Origin of the sequence: Variovorax sp. Root411 (assembly GCF_001425205.1) — a bacterium.
Lineage (GTDB): Bacteria > Pseudomonadota > Gammaproteobacteria > Burkholderiales > Burkholderiaceae_C > Variovorax.
Genome location: NZ_LMDW01000012.1, coordinates 600,357 through 617,240, shown reverse-complemented (window position 1 = coordinate 617,240; position 16,884 = coordinate 600,357). Strand labels below are relative to the sequence as shown.

18 protein-coding genes are annotated in these 16,884 nt (G+C 68.1%); 13 read left to right on the top strand and 5 right to left on the bottom strand.

Annotated features, from left to right (window positions below; all coding sequences use genetic code 11):
• Positions 1-60 precede the first annotated feature (60 nt).
• From ASC92_RS13750 to ASC92_RS13720, 7 genes are read left to right on the top strand one after another with little or no spacing between them, the layout of a single operon-like run.
• Positions 61-678: a CDP-alcohol phosphatidyltransferase family protein gene (locus tag ASC92_RS13750; RefSeq protein WP_056516123.1), complete on the top strand. Its 618-nt coding sequence runs from the start codon at positions 61-63 to the stop codon at positions 676-678.
• Between the two features lie 32 nt (positions 679-710).
• Entirely contained in the window at positions 711-2,477 is a 1,767-nt protein-coding gene (locus ASC92_RS13745) for a bifunctional alpha/beta hydrolase/class I SAM-dependent methyltransferase (protein WP_056516121.1), read from the top strand.
• Positions 2,474-3,823 carry a phosphatase PAP2/dual specificity phosphatase family protein gene (locus ASC92_RS13740; RefSeq protein WP_056516118.1) on the top strand — a complete coding sequence of 450 codons (1,350 nt, stop codon included), beginning with the start codon at positions 2,474-2,476 and terminating at the stop codon, positions 3,821-3,823. Before ASC92_RS13745 ends, ASC92_RS13740 begins: the two co-directional genes overlap by 4 nt.
• A complete protein-coding gene (locus tag ASC92_RS13735; RefSeq protein ID WP_056516115.1) occupies positions 3,813-4,259 on the top strand; it encodes a hypothetical protein in 447 nt (148 codons plus the stop codon). Before ASC92_RS13740 ends, ASC92_RS13735 begins: the two co-directional genes overlap by 11 nt.
• 44 nt (positions 4,260-4,303) lie before the next feature.
• Positions 4,304-4,987, top strand: a complete 684-nt coding sequence (locus tag ASC92_RS13730; RefSeq protein ID WP_056516441.1) for a lysophospholipid acyltransferase family protein — start codon at positions 4,304-4,306, stop codon at positions 4,985-4,987.
• On the top strand, positions 4,984-5,940 hold the full coding sequence (locus ASC92_RS13725; RefSeq protein ID WP_056516111.1) for a phosphatidate cytidylyltransferase: 957 nt from the start codon (positions 4,984-4,986) through the stop codon (positions 5,938-5,940). Before ASC92_RS13730 ends, ASC92_RS13725 begins: the two co-directional genes overlap by 4 nt.
• Entirely contained in the window at positions 5,937-6,530 is a 594-nt protein-coding gene (locus ASC92_RS13720) for a YdeI/OmpD-associated family protein (protein WP_056516438.1), read from the top strand. The genes ASC92_RS13725 and ASC92_RS13720 overlap by 4 nt, the downstream gene beginning before the upstream one ends.
• A gap of 231 nt (positions 6,531-6,761) precedes the next feature.
• On the opposite strand, the gene ruvA is transcribed toward ASC92_RS13720, so the two are convergent.
• Entirely contained in the window at positions 6,762-7,334 is a 573-nt protein-coding gene (gene ruvA, locus ASC92_RS13715) for a Holliday junction branch migration protein RuvA (protein ID WP_007827972.1), read from the bottom strand.
• A 29-nt stretch (positions 7,335-7,363) separates the two neighbouring features.
• Here ruvA and ASC92_RS13710 point away from each other — a divergent pair, with 29 nt between their 5' ends.
• Both ASC92_RS13710 and ybeY read left to right on the top strand, forming a co-directional pair.
• Positions 7,364-8,311: a PhoH family protein gene (locus ASC92_RS13710; RefSeq protein WP_056516436.1), complete on the top strand. Its 948-nt coding sequence runs from the start codon at positions 7,364-7,366 to the stop codon at positions 8,309-8,311.
• A 1-nt stretch (position 8,312) separates the two neighbouring features.
• On the top strand, positions 8,313-8,780 hold the full coding sequence (gene ybeY / locus ASC92_RS13705; protein WP_007827968.1) for an rRNA maturation RNase YbeY: 468 nt from the start codon (positions 8,313-8,315) through the stop codon (positions 8,778-8,780).
• 6 nt (positions 8,781-8,786) lie between these two features.
• On the opposite strand, the gene dtd is transcribed toward ybeY, so the two are convergent.
• Positions 8,787-9,230, bottom strand: a complete 444-nt coding sequence (gene dtd, locus ASC92_RS13700; protein ID WP_056516108.1) for a D-aminoacyl-tRNA deacylase — start codon at positions 9,228-9,230, stop codon at positions 8,787-8,789.
• Positions 9,227-10,144, bottom strand: a complete 918-nt coding sequence (locus ASC92_RS13695) for a cation diffusion facilitator family transporter (protein ID WP_056516104.1) — start codon at positions 10,142-10,144, stop codon at positions 9,227-9,229. Before ASC92_RS13695 ends, dtd begins: the two co-directional genes overlap by 4 nt.
• A gap of 151 nt (positions 10,145-10,295) precedes the next feature.
• Here ASC92_RS13695 and ASC92_RS13690 point away from each other — a divergent pair, with 151 nt between their 5' ends.
• Positions 10,296-10,844 (top strand): FecR domain-containing protein, encoded by a 549-nt coding sequence (locus tag ASC92_RS13690; protein ID WP_056516101.1) that lies wholly within the window; start codon positions 10,296-10,298, stop codon positions 10,842-10,844.
• Complete coding sequence (locus ASC92_RS13685) at positions 10,841-11,461, top strand: OmpA family protein (RefSeq protein WP_056516096.1); 621 nt, start codon at positions 10,841-10,843, stop codon at positions 11,459-11,461. Before ASC92_RS13690 ends, ASC92_RS13685 begins: the two co-directional genes overlap by 4 nt.
• Positions 11,462-11,468: 7 nt before the next feature.
• On the opposite strand, the gene tyrS is transcribed toward ASC92_RS13685, so the two are convergent.
• Positions 11,469-12,701, bottom strand: a complete 1,233-nt coding sequence (gene tyrS, locus ASC92_RS13680; protein WP_056516092.1) for a tyrosine--tRNA ligase — start codon at positions 12,699-12,701, stop codon at positions 11,469-11,471.
• Between the two features lie 160 nt (positions 12,702-12,861).
• Between tyrS and ASC92_RS13675 the strand changes: the two genes are divergently transcribed.
• Both ASC92_RS13675 and ASC92_RS13670 read left to right on the top strand, forming a co-directional pair.
• A complete protein-coding gene (locus tag ASC92_RS13675; protein WP_056516088.1) occupies positions 12,862-14,208 on the top strand; it encodes a M23 family metallopeptidase in 1,347 nt (448 codons plus the stop codon).
• A 42-nt stretch (positions 14,209-14,250) separates the two neighbouring features.
• Complete coding sequence (locus ASC92_RS13670) at positions 14,251-15,375, top strand: anhydro-N-acetylmuramic acid kinase (RefSeq protein ID WP_056516085.1); 1,125 nt, start codon at positions 14,251-14,253, stop codon at positions 15,373-15,375.
• A 6-nt stretch (positions 15,376-15,381) separates the two neighbouring features.
• On the opposite strand, the gene mdtD is transcribed toward ASC92_RS13670, so the two are convergent.
• Positions 15,382-16,806, bottom strand: coding sequence for a multidrug transporter subunit MdtD (gene mdtD / locus ASC92_RS13665; protein ID WP_056516080.1), 1,425 nt, complete (start codon positions 16,804-16,806; stop codon positions 15,382-15,384).
• Between the last annotated feature and the right edge of the window lie 78 nt (positions 16,807-16,884).

Here is a 16,884-nt window from a genome sequence, read left to right as displayed (position 1 = left end):
CACTGGCAGAATGCTCCGGCCGTGTATCCGGCCATATAACAAACGAGGAGAAGCCAGCACGTGTCGATCTACGAACTGAAGCCGCGTTTCCAGGCCCTGCTGCGGCCGCTGGTGGTCCGCCTGCATGCGATGGGCGTCACCGCCAACCAGGTCACGCTGGCGGCATGCGTGGTGTCGGTCGCGCTCGGGCTCTGGCTGTTCTTCGCGGCGCCTTCTCTGCGCGCCTTTGCGCTCATCCCGTTGTGGATGTTCCTGCGCATGGCCTTCAACGCCATCGACGGCATGCTGGCGCGCGAGCACAACCAGCAGAGCAGGCTGGGCGCCTTTCTCAATGAACTGACCGACGTGGTCTCGGACGCCGCGCTCTACCTGCCCTTTGCGCTGGTGGCGCCGTTCAGTCCGTTCTGGGTCGGCACGGTGATCGTGCTGGCCGGGCTGAGCGAATTCGCCGGCGCGCTGGGCCCCACGGTGGGCGCCTCGCGCCGCTACGACGGCCCGCTGGGCAAGAGCGACCGGGCCTTCGTATTCGGCGCGCTCGGCCTGTACGTGGCGTTGGGCGGGCCGCTGCCGGGCTGGACGGCCTGGCTGATGCCGCTGCTGGCCGCGCTGGTGGCCTGGACCACCGTCAACCGCATCCGCCGCGCGCTGGCCGAGGCCGACGCGGCCGGCCGCTACTGAACAAGACAAGAACCAAGGATCACAGGGATTCAATGAACGACACCACTCCACGCCTTGCCGCCGAGCATCACTTCCAGACGCACGACGGTGAATCGCTTTTCTACCGCCACTGGCCGGCCACCGGCGCCACGCGGCGCGGCGCCATCGTGCTGTTCCACCGGGGCCACGAGCACGGCGCGCGCATGGCGCACCTGGTCGACGAGCTGGACCTGCCCGACTTCGACTTCTTCGCCTGGGACGCCCGCGGCCACGGCCGATCGCCCGGGCAACGCGGCTACAGCCCCAGCTTCGGCACCTCGGTGCGCGACGTGCAGACCTTCGTGCAGCACATCGGCAGCGCGCACGGCGTGCCCGAGCAAGACATCCACGTCGTCGCGCAGAGCGTGGGCGCGGTGCTGATCGCCACCTGGGCGCACGACTACGCACCCAAGGTGCGCGGCCTCACGCTCGCCTCGCCGGCCTTCAAGGTGAAGCTGTACGTGCCCTTCGCGCGCGCCGGGCTCGGGCTGATGCACAAGCTGCGCGGCCTGTTCTTCGTCAACAGCTACGTGAAGGCGAAGTTCCTCACGCACGACCCGGAACGCATCGCGAGCTACGAGAGCGACCCGCTGATCTCCCGCCCCATCGCGGTCAACATCCTGCTGGGCCTGTACGAAGCCGCCGACCGCGTGGTGGCCGACGCCAATGCGATCACGCTGCCGGTGCAGTTGCTCATTTCGGGCGCCGACTGGGTGGTGCACCACAAGCCGCAGCACCAGTTCTTCGAGCGGCTGGGCAGCGCGGTGAAAACGAAGACCGAGCTGCCGGGCTTCTTCCACGACACGCTGGGCGAGAAAGACCGGGCGCCGGCGGTGGCATCGATCCGCGAATTCATCCTGCAGCGCTTCGACGAGCCGGCCGTGCCGGTCGACCGCCGCGAGGCGCACCTGAGCGGCGACACGGCCGACGAGTCGCGCGCGCTGGGCGAGCCGCTGTCACCCCTGTCGCCGCGCGGCGCCTACTGGGCCATGACGCGCGCGGGCCTGAAGCTGGGCGGCACGATGTCGGAAGGCATCAAGCTGGGCCACGCGACCGGCTTCGACTCGGGCAGCACGCTCGACTATGTCTACCGCAACCATCCGCAAGGCAAGGGCCCGTTCGGCCGGTCCATCGACAACACGTACCTGAACTCCATCGGCTGGCGCGGCATCCGCCAGCGCAAGATCCACGTCGAGGAGCTGTTGCGCATCGCGATGGAGCACCTGGCCGAAATGCACCGCGAGGTGCGCGTGATGGACATCGCCGCCGGCCACGGCCGCTACGTGCTCGACGCGGTGCTGGCCAGCCCGGTCAAGGCCAGCTCGATCCTGCTGCGCGACTACAGTGACATCAACGTGCGCGACGGCCGCGCACTCATCGCCGAGAAGGGCCTGGAAGACGTCGCGCAGTTCGTGCAGGCCGACGCCTTCCACCGCATGAGCCTCGCGAGCGTCACGCCGCGGCCCACGCTGGCCGTGGTGTCGGGCCTGTACGAGCTGTTCCCCGACAACGAGATGGTGCGGCGCTCGCTCGCGGGCGTGGGCGATGCGGTGGAAGACCGCGGCTATCTCGTCTACACCGGGCAACCCTGGCACCCGCAGCTCGAGATGATCGCGCGCGCCCTCACCAGCCACCGCCAGGGCGAAGCCTGGGTGATGCGCCGCCGCACGCAGCACGAGATGGACCAGCTGGTGGAGGAAGCGGGCTTCCGCAAGATCGACCAGCGGGTCGACGAGTGGGGCATCTTCACGGTGTCTCTGGCGGTTCGCGTCACGCAATGACCGCCGCTGCGGCACGACGACCCTGGAAGCGCGCGGCCGCATGGCTGGTGTTCTTGGGGCCGCTGTTCTATGCGACCTACGGCCTCGCCAACTGGTGGGCGACCACACGTGCCAACGTGCCGTCGATGGCTTTCGCGTGGGAGCGGCAGGTGCCCTTCTGGCCGTGGACGATCTTCCCTTACTGGACGATCAACGTGTTCTACGCGCTGTCGCTGTTCCTTGCGCGCAGCCGGCACACGCTGGACCGGCATGCGCTGCGGCTGGTGACTGCCACGCTCGTCGCCTGCACCTGCTTCATCGTCTGGCCGCTGCACTTCAGCTTCGGGCAGCCGCCGGTCGAGGGGGCGCCGGCCTTTTTGTTCAATGCGCTGCGCGGCTTCGACCAGCCGTTCAACCAGGCGCCCTCGCTGCACATCGCGCTGGCCGTGATCCTGTGGGACTGGTATCGGCAGTTCCTGCGCGCGCCGTGGGCGCGGCTGGTGCTGCATGTGTGGGCGTTCGCCATCTGCGCTTCGGTGCTCACGACGTGGCAGCACCACTTCATCGACATTCCGACCGGCGCGCTACTCGGCCTGTTCTGCGTGTGGCTGTGGCCGCTGGAGCGCGTGGTGTCGATGCCGCGCGCATGGTGCTGCACGCGCGACGCCCAGCGCTGGAAGCTGGCGGTGTTCTATGCGGCCGGTGCGGCGCTGTTCCTGGCTGCCGCGCTGTGTAGTGGCGGCGTCGCGCTGTGGCTCGCATGGCCGGCCGCATCGCTCGCGCTGGTGGCGCTGAACTACGTCGGCTTCGGCGCACGCGGCTTTCAAATGGACGGCCGTGGCAGCATGGGCTGGGCGGCGCGCTGGATGCTGGCGCCCTACCGCCTCGGCGCCGCCGTCAACGCCTGGCTCTGGACGTGCAGGCTGCCGGCCTCGGTCGAGGTGGTGCCTGGCCTGCGGCTCGGCCGCCGACCGACGCGCGCCGAATGGCTGGCGGCCGGGCAGCCCCGGCTGGTGAGCCTGTGCGCCGAGTTGCAGACGCCGGCCGGTGTGCCGCATGCGCGCTGCGTGCCGCTGCTCGACCTCACGGTGCCGCCGACCGTGCGCCTGCAGCGCGCGGCGGCCGTCATCGAAAGCCAGCGCCGCAGTGCGGATGGTGCGACAGTGTGGGTCTGCTGCGCGCTCGGCTTCTCGCGCAGCGCGGCTGCGGCGATCGCCTGGCTGGGCCGCTATGGCGCGGCCGGCGGCGTCGCCCAGGCCGAGGACGCGGTGCGCCGCGCACGTCCGCAGATCGTGCTGCGGGGTGCGTGGCGCCTGTCGCTGGAGCCCTTCAAGCCCTTGCCGGAGGTGCCGCCCCATGACCGATGACAACGAACGAACCACCTGCGCCGCGCTGGCGGGCCTGCTGCGCGCCATCGCGCTGCTGGCCCTCTGGGGCTTCGCGCTCACCTGCATCTCGGCGCTGGTGCTCGCGCTGACGCTGCGCTCGCTCTCGGCCACGGCCGCCATGAGCTTCGGCGCGGTCGTGATCCTCGGCGCGCTGGAACGCTACTTCGCATTCCGGCTGCGCTTCGACGGGGCGCTGTTCGACGGCCTCGCGCGCGGCACCGTCGCCTCGCTTGATGCGCTCGACCGCGCGCTCTCGGCCCTCGGGCTGCGCGAGCCGCCGCCGTCGCAGCACGCCCCCCGCCCGCTCGACGACCGCGTGCAGGGCACCCGCCAGCTCATGCAGCGCCACGCCATCGTGGTGGCCTGCCAGAGCGCCCTGTTCCTACTTGCCTTGATGACACAGGATCTGTCTTGACCACAGAAGAAAACAAGAACAACGACAACACTGCCGACAGCACCGTGCTGCGGCGCGGCCTCGCCGTCGTCGCCGGCAAGCTGATCATCGGCGCGGCCGGCCTGCTGACCGGCGTGCGCGCCATCTGGTCGGGCACCACGCCGAAGGCCGAGCAGACGCTGTACTTCGCCAACCACACGAGCCACGGCGACTTCGTGCTGCTGTGGGCCACACTGCCGCCCGACCTGCGCGGGCTCACGCGGCCGGTGGCGGGGCAGGACTATTGGGAAGCCTCGAAGCTGCGCAACTTCATCGGCAAGGACGTGTTCAACGCGCTGATGATTCGGCGCGACGGCTCGGGCCAGGGCGGCAACCCGGTCGAGCAGATGAAGGAGGCGCTGGAGGGCGGCGACTCGCTCATCATGTTCCCCGAAGGCACGCGCAACACGGGCGAAGACATCCTGCTGCCGCTGAAAAGCGGGCTGTTCCACCTGGCGCGCGCCTGCCCCCACGTGCGGCTGGTGCCGGTGTGGATCGAGAACCTGAAGCGCGTGCTGCCCAAAGGCGTTCTGGTGCCGATTCCGCTGGCCTGCACGGTGCGCTACGGCACGCCGATCACGCTGGCGGAAGGGGAGGACAAGGTGTCGTTCCTGGCCCGCGCGCGCACGGCGATGCTCGACCTGCGACCCGAATACGACCGCATTGAATCCAACGGCCAGAACAACCAGAACGCAGGGACCGCCGCATGATCGAGCTATCCCCTTTCGCCTGGACCACCTTCAAGCTCTTCGGCGGCGTCTTCGGCGTGCTGGTGCTGGCCTCGTCCATCGGCGCGCTGCTCAAGTGGCGGGTGGCGAGCGGCCAGCCGCATTCGGTGATCGACAACCTCAACTCGCGCGTCAACGCGTGGTGGGTGATGGTGGCGGTGATCGGCATTGCCTTCGCCTTCGGCAAGGGCGGCGTGATCGTGCTGTTCTACCTGATCTCGTTCTACGCGCTGCGCGAGTTCATCAGCCTGGCCTACACGCGGCGCGGCGACCACGGAGCGATCGCGCTGGCCTTCTTCGTTGCGCTGCCGGGGCAGTACTTCCTGATCTGGATCGACTGGTACGGGCTGTACGCCATCTACATTCCGGTTTATGCCTTCCTGCTGCTGCCCATTCTTGCGGCGATGGGCGGCGACACGCAGCGCTTCCTGGAGCGCACATCGAAGATCCAGTGGGGGCTGATGGTGTGCGTGTTCTGCATCAGCCACGTGCCCGCGCTGCTCACGCTGCAGATACCGGGCTTCGAGGGCCGCAACCTGCTGCTGATCGCGTTCCTCGTGATCGTGGTGCAGGGCAGCGACGTGCTGCAGTACGTGTGGGGCAAGCTCTTCGGCAAGCGCAAGGTGGCGCCCGAGCTGTCGCCCTCCAAGACCTGGGAAGGCCTGGTCGGCGGTGTGGCGAGCGCCACCGCGCTGGGCGCGGCGCTGTACTGGGCCACGCCGTTCAACCCGTGGCAGGCGGCGCTGATGGCGCTCATCATCTGTTTGATGGGCTTCTTCGGTGGCCTCGTGATGTCGGCCATCAAGCGCGACCGCGGCGTGAAGGACTGGGGTTCGATGATCGAGGGCCACGGCGGCATGCTCGACCGGCTCGACTCGGTGGTCTTCGCGGCGCCGATCTACTTTCACGCGCTGCGCTACTGGTGGGTGCCGTGAGCAAGGCGGAAGAGCGCGTTGCGCACGACACGCCCGTGGAGTGCACCAATGCCGCCTCGTGGGCGCGCTGGCTCAAGCGGCACCATGCCACCGCCGCCGGCGTGTGGCTGCGCATCGCGAAGAAAGACAGCGGCCTCGCTTCCATCGACCACCCCACCGCACTGGAAGAAGCGCTGTGCTGGGGCTGGATCGACGGCCAGCGCAAGAGCGAGGACGCGCAGTACTTCCTGCAGCGCTTCACGCCGCGCACCAGGCGCAGCATCTGGTCGCAGATCAACCGCGCCAAGGTGCTGAAGCTCATCGAGGAAGGCCGCATGCAGCCGGCCGGCCATGCCGAGATCGAGCGCGCGAAGGCCGACGGCCGCTGGGACGCGGCCTATGAGGGCGTCAGCGCGGCGACGGTGCCACCCGACCTGCAGGCTGCGCTCGATGCGAACAAGAAGGCCGCGAAGTTCTTCGCCACGCTCGATTCGCGAAACCGCTTCGCGGTGCTGTTCCGCACGCAGGGCGCGAAGAAGCCCGAGACGCGGGCGCGGCGCATTGCGCAGTTCGTGGAGATGCTGGCGAAGGGCGAGAAGATCCATCCCTGAGTGTTTTGGCGCGTGCTTGATTCAGGGGGCGTGCGAATGACACCGGGTACTCCCCTCCGCGAATGTCATTCGCACACGAGCGCTCTGCTTGTGCCGGGGCGGTTCGACCGCAGCGTCCATCGCTCACGCCGATGGGGTGCCTTGCGCAGCGAAATAAAGGAGGAGGCCGCAGGCCGGGGGACATTCGCGGAGCAAGGTACCCCGTCGGCGTGAGCGCGCCCTGAATCACGCTCACTTAGCCAGCGACTTCAGCGCCAGCTTGATCCCTTCGCTCACAGTCGCATCCTTCGGCAGCGCCTTGAGCGCGAGCGCAGCCTCCTTGTCGCTGTACCCGAGCGCGACCAGCGCCTGGAGGATATCGGCCTGCGCGTCCGATGCCGCATGCGCCGGCAGGCCGATGTCGGCGCCGAGCTTGCCCTTGAGTTCCAGCAGCAGCCGCTCGGCGGTCTTCTTGCCGATGCCCGGTATCTTCACGAGCCGGCCCAGCTCCTGCGTCGTGATCGCTTGCGACAGCTCGCCCACGCTCATGCCCGAAAGCAGGCCCAGGGCCGTGCGCGGTCCCACGCCGGTGATCTTGATGAGCTGGCGAAAAGCCGCGCGCTCCTCGGCCGTGCCGAAGCCGTAGAGAATCTGCGCGTCCTCGCGCACGACGAAGTGCGTGAGCAGCGACACGCGCTCGCCGGTGCCAGGGAGGTTGTAGAACGTGCTCATCGGCACGTCGACCTCGTAGCCGACGCCGTTGCAGTCCACCACCACCTGCGGCGGATTGCGCTCAGCGAGCGTGCCGGTCAGTTTGCCTATCATGGGTGCCCTTTTTCCTTGAAATGTCCGGCGTGATTCTGCGACACACCTTTACCCCACTGAACAACTCGCGCCTCGGCCACCTGTGCGGACCTCTGGACGCGCACCTGCGCCGCATCGAGGAAGCGCTGGGCGTGAAGATCGCGCACCGCCACGAACAGTTCAAGGTCGACGGCCCCAAGGCCTCCGCGCAGCGCGCAATGGACGTGCTGCAGGCGCTGTACGAAATCGCCCAGCGCGTCATCGATCCGGCCGTGGTGCAGCTCACGCTGGCCGGCGACGGCTCGATGCTCGACGGCGACGACGACCTCGCGATGCTCGTCACCCGCCGCACCGACCTGCGCGCGCGCACGCCCACGCAGGCGCAGTACCTCGACAACATCGCGAAGCACGACATCACCTTTGGCATCGGCCCTGCGGGCACGGGCAAGACGTATCTCGCGGTGGCCTGTGCGGTCGATGCGCTGGAGCGCGCCGCCGTGCAGCGCATCGTGCTGACGCGGCCCGCGGTGGAAGCGGGCGAGCGGCTCGGCTTCCTGCCGGGCGACTTGACGCAGAAGGTCGACCCCTACCTGCGCCCGCTGTACGACGCGCTCTACGACCTCATGGGCTACGAGAAGGTGCAGAAGGCCTTCGAGCGCAACGCCCTCGAAATCGCCCCGCTGGCCTTCATGCGGGGGCGCACGCTGAACAACGCCTTCGTGATCCTCGACGAGGCGCAGAACACCACGGTCGAGCAGATGAAGATGTTCCTCACGCGCATCGGCTTCGGTGCGAAGGCGGTGGTGACGGGCGACGTGAGCCAGATCGATCTGCCCAAGCAGCAGCTGAGCGGCCTGATCGACGCCGAGCGCGTGCTGCGGCGCGTGAACGGCATCGCGATCACGCATTTCACGAGTGCCGACGTGGTGCGGCATCCGCTGGTGGCGAAGATCGTCGACGCCTACGACGGCCAGCGCAAGCGCGCGGGAGGCCACTGAGATGGCCGCCTCCAGGCTCCCCGCGCTTTCTCTCTCGCTGCAGTTCGGGCGCTTCAAGGGCGTGGAGCGCCACCGCGCCGCGCTGCCGCGCCACAGCGTGACGCGCTGGATCCGCCACGCGCTCGACATCGACGGCGAGATCACCGTGCGCATCGTCGATGCCGACGAGGGCCAGCGCCTGAACCGCGAGTTCCGCGGCAAGGACTACGCGACCAACGTGCTGACCTTCGACTACGCGCAAAGCCCGCTGGTGATGGCCGACCTCGTGCTGTGCGCGCCGGTGGTGGCGCGCGAGGCGAAGGAAAACCGCAAGACGCTCGCCGACCACTACGCGCACCTGCTGGTGCACGGCACGCTGCATGCGCAGGGCTGGGACCACGAAACCAGCGAGGCCGACGCCGACGAGATGGAAGCCTACGAGATCGAGATCCTCGCGGGGCTGGGCATCCGCAGCCCTTACGGCAAATAGCGCCCGCTACGCCGCCATCTGCAGCGGGATGGTGACGGGCCCGTCGTTCAGCAGGTGCACCTGCATGTCGGCGCCAAACTCGCCGGTGGCCACCACCGGATGCACGGCGCGCGCCTGCGCCACGAAGTACTCGTAGAGCCGGCGGCCCTCGTCGGGCGGCGCGGCCTGCGTGAAGCTGGGGCGGTTGCCGCCGCTGGCGTCGGCCGCCAGCGTGAACTGGCTCACCACCAGCAGGCCGCCGCCGATGTCCTGCACGCTGAGGTTCATCTTGCCGGCCTCGTCGGAAAAGATGCGCAGCTTGAGGATCTTGGCGAGCATGCGGTCGGCCAGCGCATCGGTGTCGCCGCGCTCGGCGCAGAGCAGCACGAGCAGGCCCGCGCCGATGGCGCCGACAGTGCTGCCGGCAATGTCGACGCGCGCATTCGCCACGCGTTGAAGAACAGCTTTCATAGGGGGTGATGTTCGCCTGCCTGGGTGGCGCGGGCTTCCATGGTCAGGGGCAGGAGCTGGATCGTGACGCGCAGGCCGGGCACCGCGTCCATCAGGGCCTGCTCCAGTTCGTCGCGCATGCTGGCGGCGTGCTGCAGGGTCCAGTGGCCCGGCACGTGCATGTGCAGGTCAGCGAAGCGGCGCTGGCCGGCGCTGCGCGTCACCATGTCGTCGAAGCGCAGCCGCGTGCCTTCGGGCATGCGGGCGGCAAAGGCGTCGAGCGTGGCGCGCACGGTGGCGAGGGTCTCGGCATCGAGAGCTTCATCCATCAGGCCCTGCGACGAGCGCCACACCAGCTTGACGCCCTCGCGCACGATGTTGAGCGCCACGCCGATGGCCAGCACCGGGTCGAGCCAGAGCCAGCCGCTGAACTGCACGCAGACGATGCCGACGACCACCGCGGCGGAAGTCCACACGTCGGTCATCAGGTGGCGGCCGTCGGCCTCCAGCGCGATCGAGCGATGCGTGCGGGCCGCGCGGAACAGCAGGAAGGCCAGGCCGGCGTTGAAGCCCGAACTGACCACCGACAGCGCCAGGCCCCAGCCCAGTTGCTCGAGCGGTTGCGGCGACAGCAGGCGCTGCACCGAGACCCAGAGGATCGCGATGGCCGCGCCCACGATCAGGATGCCCTCGAAGCCCGAGGAGAAGTACTCGGCCTTGTGATGGCCGTAGGGATGGTCGTCGTCGGCCGGCCGCTCGGCGATGGTCACCATGGCGAGCGCGAACATGGCGCTCGCCAGGTTCACGAAGGACTCCATCGCGTCGGAGATCAGGCCCATCGAGTTCGTCACGTAACCCGCCAGGCCCTTGAGCACGATCGTGATCAAGGCCACGGCAACAGACACGCGCAGCAGCGCCTTTGGGGTAAACGTCATGCAAAAACCATGGGAAATTGGGCAATAGGCCACATGAAAAGCGGTAAAAGGCCGCAAGAGCCGCCTGAATTATCGGCCTCGTGTCTTCGTGTAACCCCTTCGCATTAACATTTGTGACCGTTGCGGAACACCGTTTCGCAGAGAGCCCCTGATGATGAAAAAATTCGTGACCGCCTTGAGCGGCCTGGCCATTGTGGGCTCGGCCGCTCTGGCCCAAGCCCAGACTCCTTCGACCGCCCCGGTGGCGGCGCCCCCCGCCTTGCCCGCGGTGGCGCCTGCCGCCCCGCCCGCAGCAGCCGCGCCGGCCAAGGCCGATCCCCCGGCGGGCTTTGTGAAATCCGTGCGCGGCAACGTGCAACTGCTCAATGGCGCCGGCGCCACGCGCCCCGCCAGCCCCGGCGATGCGCTGGGCGCCGTGGACCGCATCGTGACCGGCCCCGATTCGTCGGCCTCCGTGGTGCTGCGCGACGACACGACGCTGGTGGTCGGCCCCTCGTCGCGGCTCGACCTGAAGGAATTCCACTTCGACGGCACGACGTACGAGGGCGGCATGCTGGTCTCGCTGCTGCGCGGCTCCATGCGCATGATCACGGGCCTGATCGGCAAGACCAACCCCGACGCGGTCCGGGTCGAAACGCAGACGGCCACCATCGGCATTCGCGGCACCGACTTCATCGTGCAAGCCGACGGCAAGCCATGAGCATCTCGTCCAAGTCTCTTTCCCCCTCCCTCTTCATCGCCACGCTGGCAGCCGCGCTGCTGGCAGGCTGCTCGACGCCGGGCACGCGGGTGGTGCTGCTGCCGCAGGCCGACGGCAAGCCATCGGCGGTGGTGGTGCGCGCCAAGGATGGCGAAGAAGTGCTCTCCAAGCCCTACCAGCGCGCCACGGCCGCAGTGGGCGCGAGCGGCGCCCCGGCGGTCGACCAGGTCGATCCGGCCAAGGTGCAGGCCGAAAACAAGCCGCTGTTCGACATGCGCCCGCCCCCGCCGCAGCGCTATACGGTGTATTTCGATATCGGCGGCACCACACTGACCCCGGCGTCGCAGCAGATCATGACCGAGGCATTGGCCGCGGCCCTGGCACGCAGCGGCGGCGACATCGTGGTCACGGGCCACACCGACACCAAGGGCAGCGGCGAGCAGAACGACCAGCTGTCGCACCGCCGCGCGCAGGAAGTGGTCCAGCTCTTCGTGGAGCGCCAGTTCCCGGCCAATCGCATCGAGGCCGTGGGCCGCGGCGAGCGCGACTTGGCCATTCCCACCGCCGACGAGGTGGACGAGCCGCGCAACCGGCGCGTCACCATCGAGGTGCGCTGAGCGGCGCTCAGCTCAAGGTCACGCGGGCGAACTTGCGCTTGCCGACCTGAACCACGTAGCTGCCCGCGGGCAGCTTCAGGGCCTTGTCGCTGACCACGGCCGAATCGATCCGCACGCCGCCGCCGTCGATCAGGCGGCTGCCTTCCGAAGCCGAAGAAGCGAGGTTCGCCTGCTTGAGCAACTGGGCAATGCCCAGCGGAGCACCCGACAGCGCCACATCGGGAATCTCGTCCGGCACGCCGCCCTTGCTGCGGTTGATGAAGTCCTGCTCGGCCGCGTCCGCCGCCGCCGTGCTGTGGAAGCGCGCGGTGATTTCCTTGGCCAGGGCGACCTTGGCGTCCTTCGGGTTGCGGCCGCCCTCGATCTCGGCCTTGAGCGCTGCGATCTGCTCCAGCGACTGAAAGCTCAGCAGCGTGTACCAGCGCCACATCAGGTCGTCGGAGATCGACAGCACCTTGGCGAACATGGTGTTGGCGTCCTCGCTGATACCGATGTAGTTGTTCTTGCTCTTGGACATCTTTTCGACGCCATCGAGCCCCTCGAGCAGAGGCATAGTGAGTATGCACTGCGGTTCTTGCCCGTATTCCTGCTGGAGATGCCGGCCGACGAGCAGGTTGAACTTCTGATCGGTGCCGCCCAGCTCGAGGTCGCTCTTCAACGCGACCGAGTCGTAGCCCTGCATCAGCGGATAGAGAAATTCGTGCACCGAGATCGACTGGCCGCTCTTGAAGCGCTTGCTGAAATCGTCACGCTCCATCATCCGGGCGACCGTGTACTTGGCGGCGAGCTGGATCATGCCGCGGGCGCCCAGGGGGTCGCTCCATTCGGAGTTGTAGCGGATCTCGGTCTTTTCGGGGTCCAGCACCAGGCTGGCCTGCTTGTAATAGGTCTGGGCGTTGGCCTCGATCTGCTCGCGGGTGAGCGGCGGGCGGGTGCTGTTGCGCCCGGAAGGGTCGCCGATGGTGGTGGTGAAGTCGCCGATCAGGAAGATCACCCGGTGCCCCAGGTCCTGCAACTGGCGCATCTTGTTGAGCACCACGGTATGGCCGATGTGAATGTCCGGCGCGGTCGGGTCCAGGCCCAGCTTGATGCGCAGCGGCGTCCCGGTGGCCTCCGAACGCTGCAGCTTGCGTACCCATTCGTCCTGCGGGAGCAGCTCGTCAGCGCCCCGGAGGGATATTTCGAGCGCGCGTCCTACACTATTTGAGAGGGCTGTGGATGTAACAGATTCGGCGTTCATGGGCTTTTTTAGCTGACTTTGGGGGTGCCGAAGCTATACTCAGCCCGACTTGTCAAGCGCCGAATTCTAAGCGGCGCTTTTTTCCGCACCGTCTGCTGCCGCCCTGAACGTACTGGGCCTTGCAGGGCGGATTTGCAGAACCTGAGCTGGAATTCAAAGTTTGATCAACGGCATCCTTGCCGCCGAGGAGCTTCTCGCTTCTCGCGTGGCCTATACATTCCGAACGTATCCCAAGCAGATCACCGCGGTCATTGCGGCGGCGCTGCTGAGCGCCGGCACGCTTGCGGTCGCATCGCTGGGCCCTGACGCCTCCGACCTCCCGGTCCACCAGATTCTCGAAGCAACGGCGCCGATGTCGTTCGCCGACCAGAGCGAATCGCTGGAAAACTTCAGCTTCACCCTGTTCCGCACCGACGTCACGCGTTCGAGCGACACGGCCGAAGCGCTGATGAAGCGCCTGGGCATCTCCGACCCGGCCGCCACCGCCTTCGTGCGCGGCAGCGTCGAAGCCCGCAACGCGCTGTTCTCGCGCGCCGGCCGCAGCGTGACGGCAGAGGCCACGCAGGAAAACCAGCTCAAGAAGCTCAGCGCCCGCTGGATCCCCGACGGCGACGGCGGCTTCAAGCGCTTCGTCATCGAACGCACGCCCACCGGCTTTGCCGGCGTGACCGAGCGCGACACGCTCACGCCGGGCACCCGCCTGGCGAGCGGCACCATCCGCACTTCGCTGTTCGCAGCCACCGACGACTCGCGCATTCCCGACGCGGTGGCGAGCCAGCTGGCCGACATCTTCGCGGGCGACGTCGACGTGCGCGCCCTGCGCAAGGGCGACCGCTTCGCCGTGGTGTACGAAACCTTCGAAGCCGACGGGCAGGCGATGCGCAGCGGCCGCGTGCTGTCGGCCGAATTCGAGAACAACGGCAAAATCCACCAGGCCGTCTGGTTCCAGCCTCCGGGCGCAGGCCAGAAGGGCAGCTACTACCGCCCGAACGGCGACAGCCTGCGCAAGGCCTACTTGGCGACGCCGGTCGAGTTTTCGCGCGTGTCCAGCGGTTTCGCGATGCGCATGCATCCGATCCTGAACAGCTGGCGCCAGCACAACGGCGTCGACTATGCGGCGCCCACGGGCACCTCGGTGCGCTCGGTCGGCGACGGCACGGTTGATTTCGCGGGCACGCAGAACGGCTACGGCAACATCGTCATCATCAATCACCGCAACAACCAGCAGACGGCCTACGCGCACCTGAGCCGCATCGACGTCAAGGCCGGCCAGGCAGTGAGCCAGGGCCAGACGGTTGGCGCGGTGGGCTCAACCGGCTGGGCCACCGGCCCGCACCTGCACTTCGAATTCCGCGTGGGCGGCGTCTACCAAGACCCGGCATCCATCGCACAGGAAGGCGGTGCGCCGATCACTGCGGCGCTGCGTCCGGCCTTCGAACGCATCGCCGTGGGCGCGCGCACCGAGCTGGCAGCTGCCTTCTCGGTCATCCAGGCCAGCGCCGACTGATTCCGCCGCGGCAGGCAGCCTCTCTCAAGACCTGATCCAGGGATGGCCGCCGAACTCTTCATCGGCCTGATGTCGGGCACCTCGCTCGATGGCGTCGACGGTGTGCTGGCCGACTTTTCCGGCGGCCGCATCGCGGTGCGGGCCTATGCCACGGCGCAATTTCCCGTGGCCCTGCGCGCCGAACTGCTCGCGCTGAACACGCCCGGCGACAACGAACTGCACCGTGCGGCACTGGCGGGCAACGGGCTGGCCCGGGCGTACGCCGGCGTCGTCGCCCAGTTGCTGGCGGACAGCGGCACCGATGCCAGCGCCGTCGCCGCCATCGGCGCGCACGGCCAGACAGTGCGCCACCGGCCGCTCGAGTTCGACGAGGTCGGCTACACCCTGCAGATCAACAACCCCTCGCTGCTGGCCGAGTTGGCCGGCATCGACGTGGTCGGCGATTTCCGCAGCCGCGACCTCGCGGCCGGCGGCCAGGGCGCGCCGCTGGTGCCGGCCTTCCACCATGCGCTGTTCGCACGGGCTGACGAGACGGTCGCGGTGCTGAACATCGGCGGCATCTCCAACCTGAGCCTGCTGCCGGCCACCAATGCGGCCAGCGGCGTCAGCGTGCTCGGCTTCGACTGTGGTCCGGGCAATGCGCTGATGGACCATTGGTGCCAGACCCACCAGGGCCAGCCCTTCGATCGTGGCGGCCAATGGGCTGCCAGCGGACAGGTGCTGCCTGATCTATTGGCGCAAATGCTGGCGGACCCGTACTTCGCCAAGCCCCCCCCGAAAAGCACCGGGCGCGACCTGTTCAATCCGACCTGGCTGGCCGCGCAGCTGGGCACGGTGGCGATGGCGCCTGCCGATGTGCAGGCGACATTGGCCGAACTGACCGCTCGTGCCTGCGCAGCAGATGTAAGCAGCTATGGAAAAGATAGCGAGCTGCTGATCGTCTGCGGAGGCGGCGCCCTCAACGACCACCTGCTGGACCGCCTGCGCGCGTTGCTGCCCCGCGTCGACGTGGCGGCCTCGACCGAACACGGCCTGCCGCCCCAGCAGGTCGAGGCGGCGGCATTTGCATGGCTGGCCCGCGCCACCATCCGGCGAGAGGCGGGCAACCTGGCCAGCGTCACCGGCGCCCGCGGGCCGCGGGTGCTCGGCGCGATCTACCCCGCCTGAAACGGATCAGCCCTGGCCGGAAACCTCCGGCTGCGCGGGGCGTGTCGCGCGCACTTCCGAGGGCAGATGCCAGAAGATCAGCGCAGAAGCCACCGTGATCAGCCCCATGCTCGCGAAAGTGGCGTGAAAAGCATCCAGCGTGTGCGCCGGCGTCTCGGTGCCGAAAATGCCGTTATAGCCCGTTAGCACGGCGCCCGCGGCGGCAACGCCCAGGCTCATCGCGAGCATCTGCACCATCGACAGCAGGCTGTTGCCGCTGCTGGCCATGCTGCCATCCAGGTCCTTCAGCGTGATCGTGTTCATCGCGGTGAACTGCAGCGAATTGACCGCTCCGAAAGCCAGCAGCTGCAGCACATGCAACGCCATCGGCTGGCCCGGCGCCGTCAGCCCGAAGCTGGCCATCGTGCAGCCCACGAGGATGGTGTTGGCAACCAGCACCTTGCGGTAGCCGTGGCGCGTGATCAGCGGCGTGGCGAAGCGCTTCATGGCCATGCCCGCCAGCGCGATCGGCAGCATCATCAGACCGGCGCGCACCGGCGAATAGCCCATCGACACCTGCAGCAGCAGCGGCACCAGGAAGGGCATGCAACTGCTGCCCAGCCGCGAGAACAGGTTGCCGATCAGGCCGATGCTGAGCGTCGGCACATGGAAAAGCGATGGCGCGAACAGCGGCTCGGGCGTGCGCGCGGCGCGCAGCCAATAGGCGACGATGCTGGCGAAACCGAAGATCAGCACGACCAGCACGCCGCCCTGGTGCAGGCCCGCGCCGTCGAGCGAGAGCGAAATCGCCACCATGCCGAAGGCCAGCATCGCGTAGCCAATGCTGTCGAAGCGCTTCTGCACGGCACCGCGCAGGTCGGGCATGTACTTGAGCGTGGCAATGCAGCCCAGCAGCCCCACGGGCACGTTGATCAGGAAGATCCAGTGCCACGAGGCGTACTGCACCAGCCATCCGCCCAGCGTGGGGCCCAGCAAAGGCCCTATGAGCCCCGGGATGGCGACAAAGCTCATCGCCTGCAGGAACTCCCCGCGCGGCACGGTGCGCAGCAGCGCCAGGCGCCCCACAGGCAGCAGCAGCGCGCCGCCCAGGCCCTGCACCACCCGCGCGGCCACCAGCTGGCCCAGCCCGTGCGAGAGCGCGCACAGCACCGATCCGGCGGCAAACAGCACGATGGCCGAGAAGAAGACACGCCGGGTGCCGAAGCGGTCGGCGATCCAGCCCGAGGCGGGAATCAGCATCGCCATGGTGAGCGCATAGGCCACCACCACCGACTGCATGCGCAACGGACTCTCGCCGAGGCTCGCGGCCATCGACGGCAGCGCCGTGTTGATGATGGTGGCGTCGAGCGTCTGCATGAAGAAGCCGACGGCGACGAGCCACAGCAGGCTCTTGCGAACGGGATCGGCGGCGGTTTCTGCCTCGGGTGTCATGGGAGGAATGGCAATCGGAAAAACGAACGGGCAGCAAAAAGCCGCCCGGAGGCGGCTTTCAGAGGGGCCGGGTCAGCA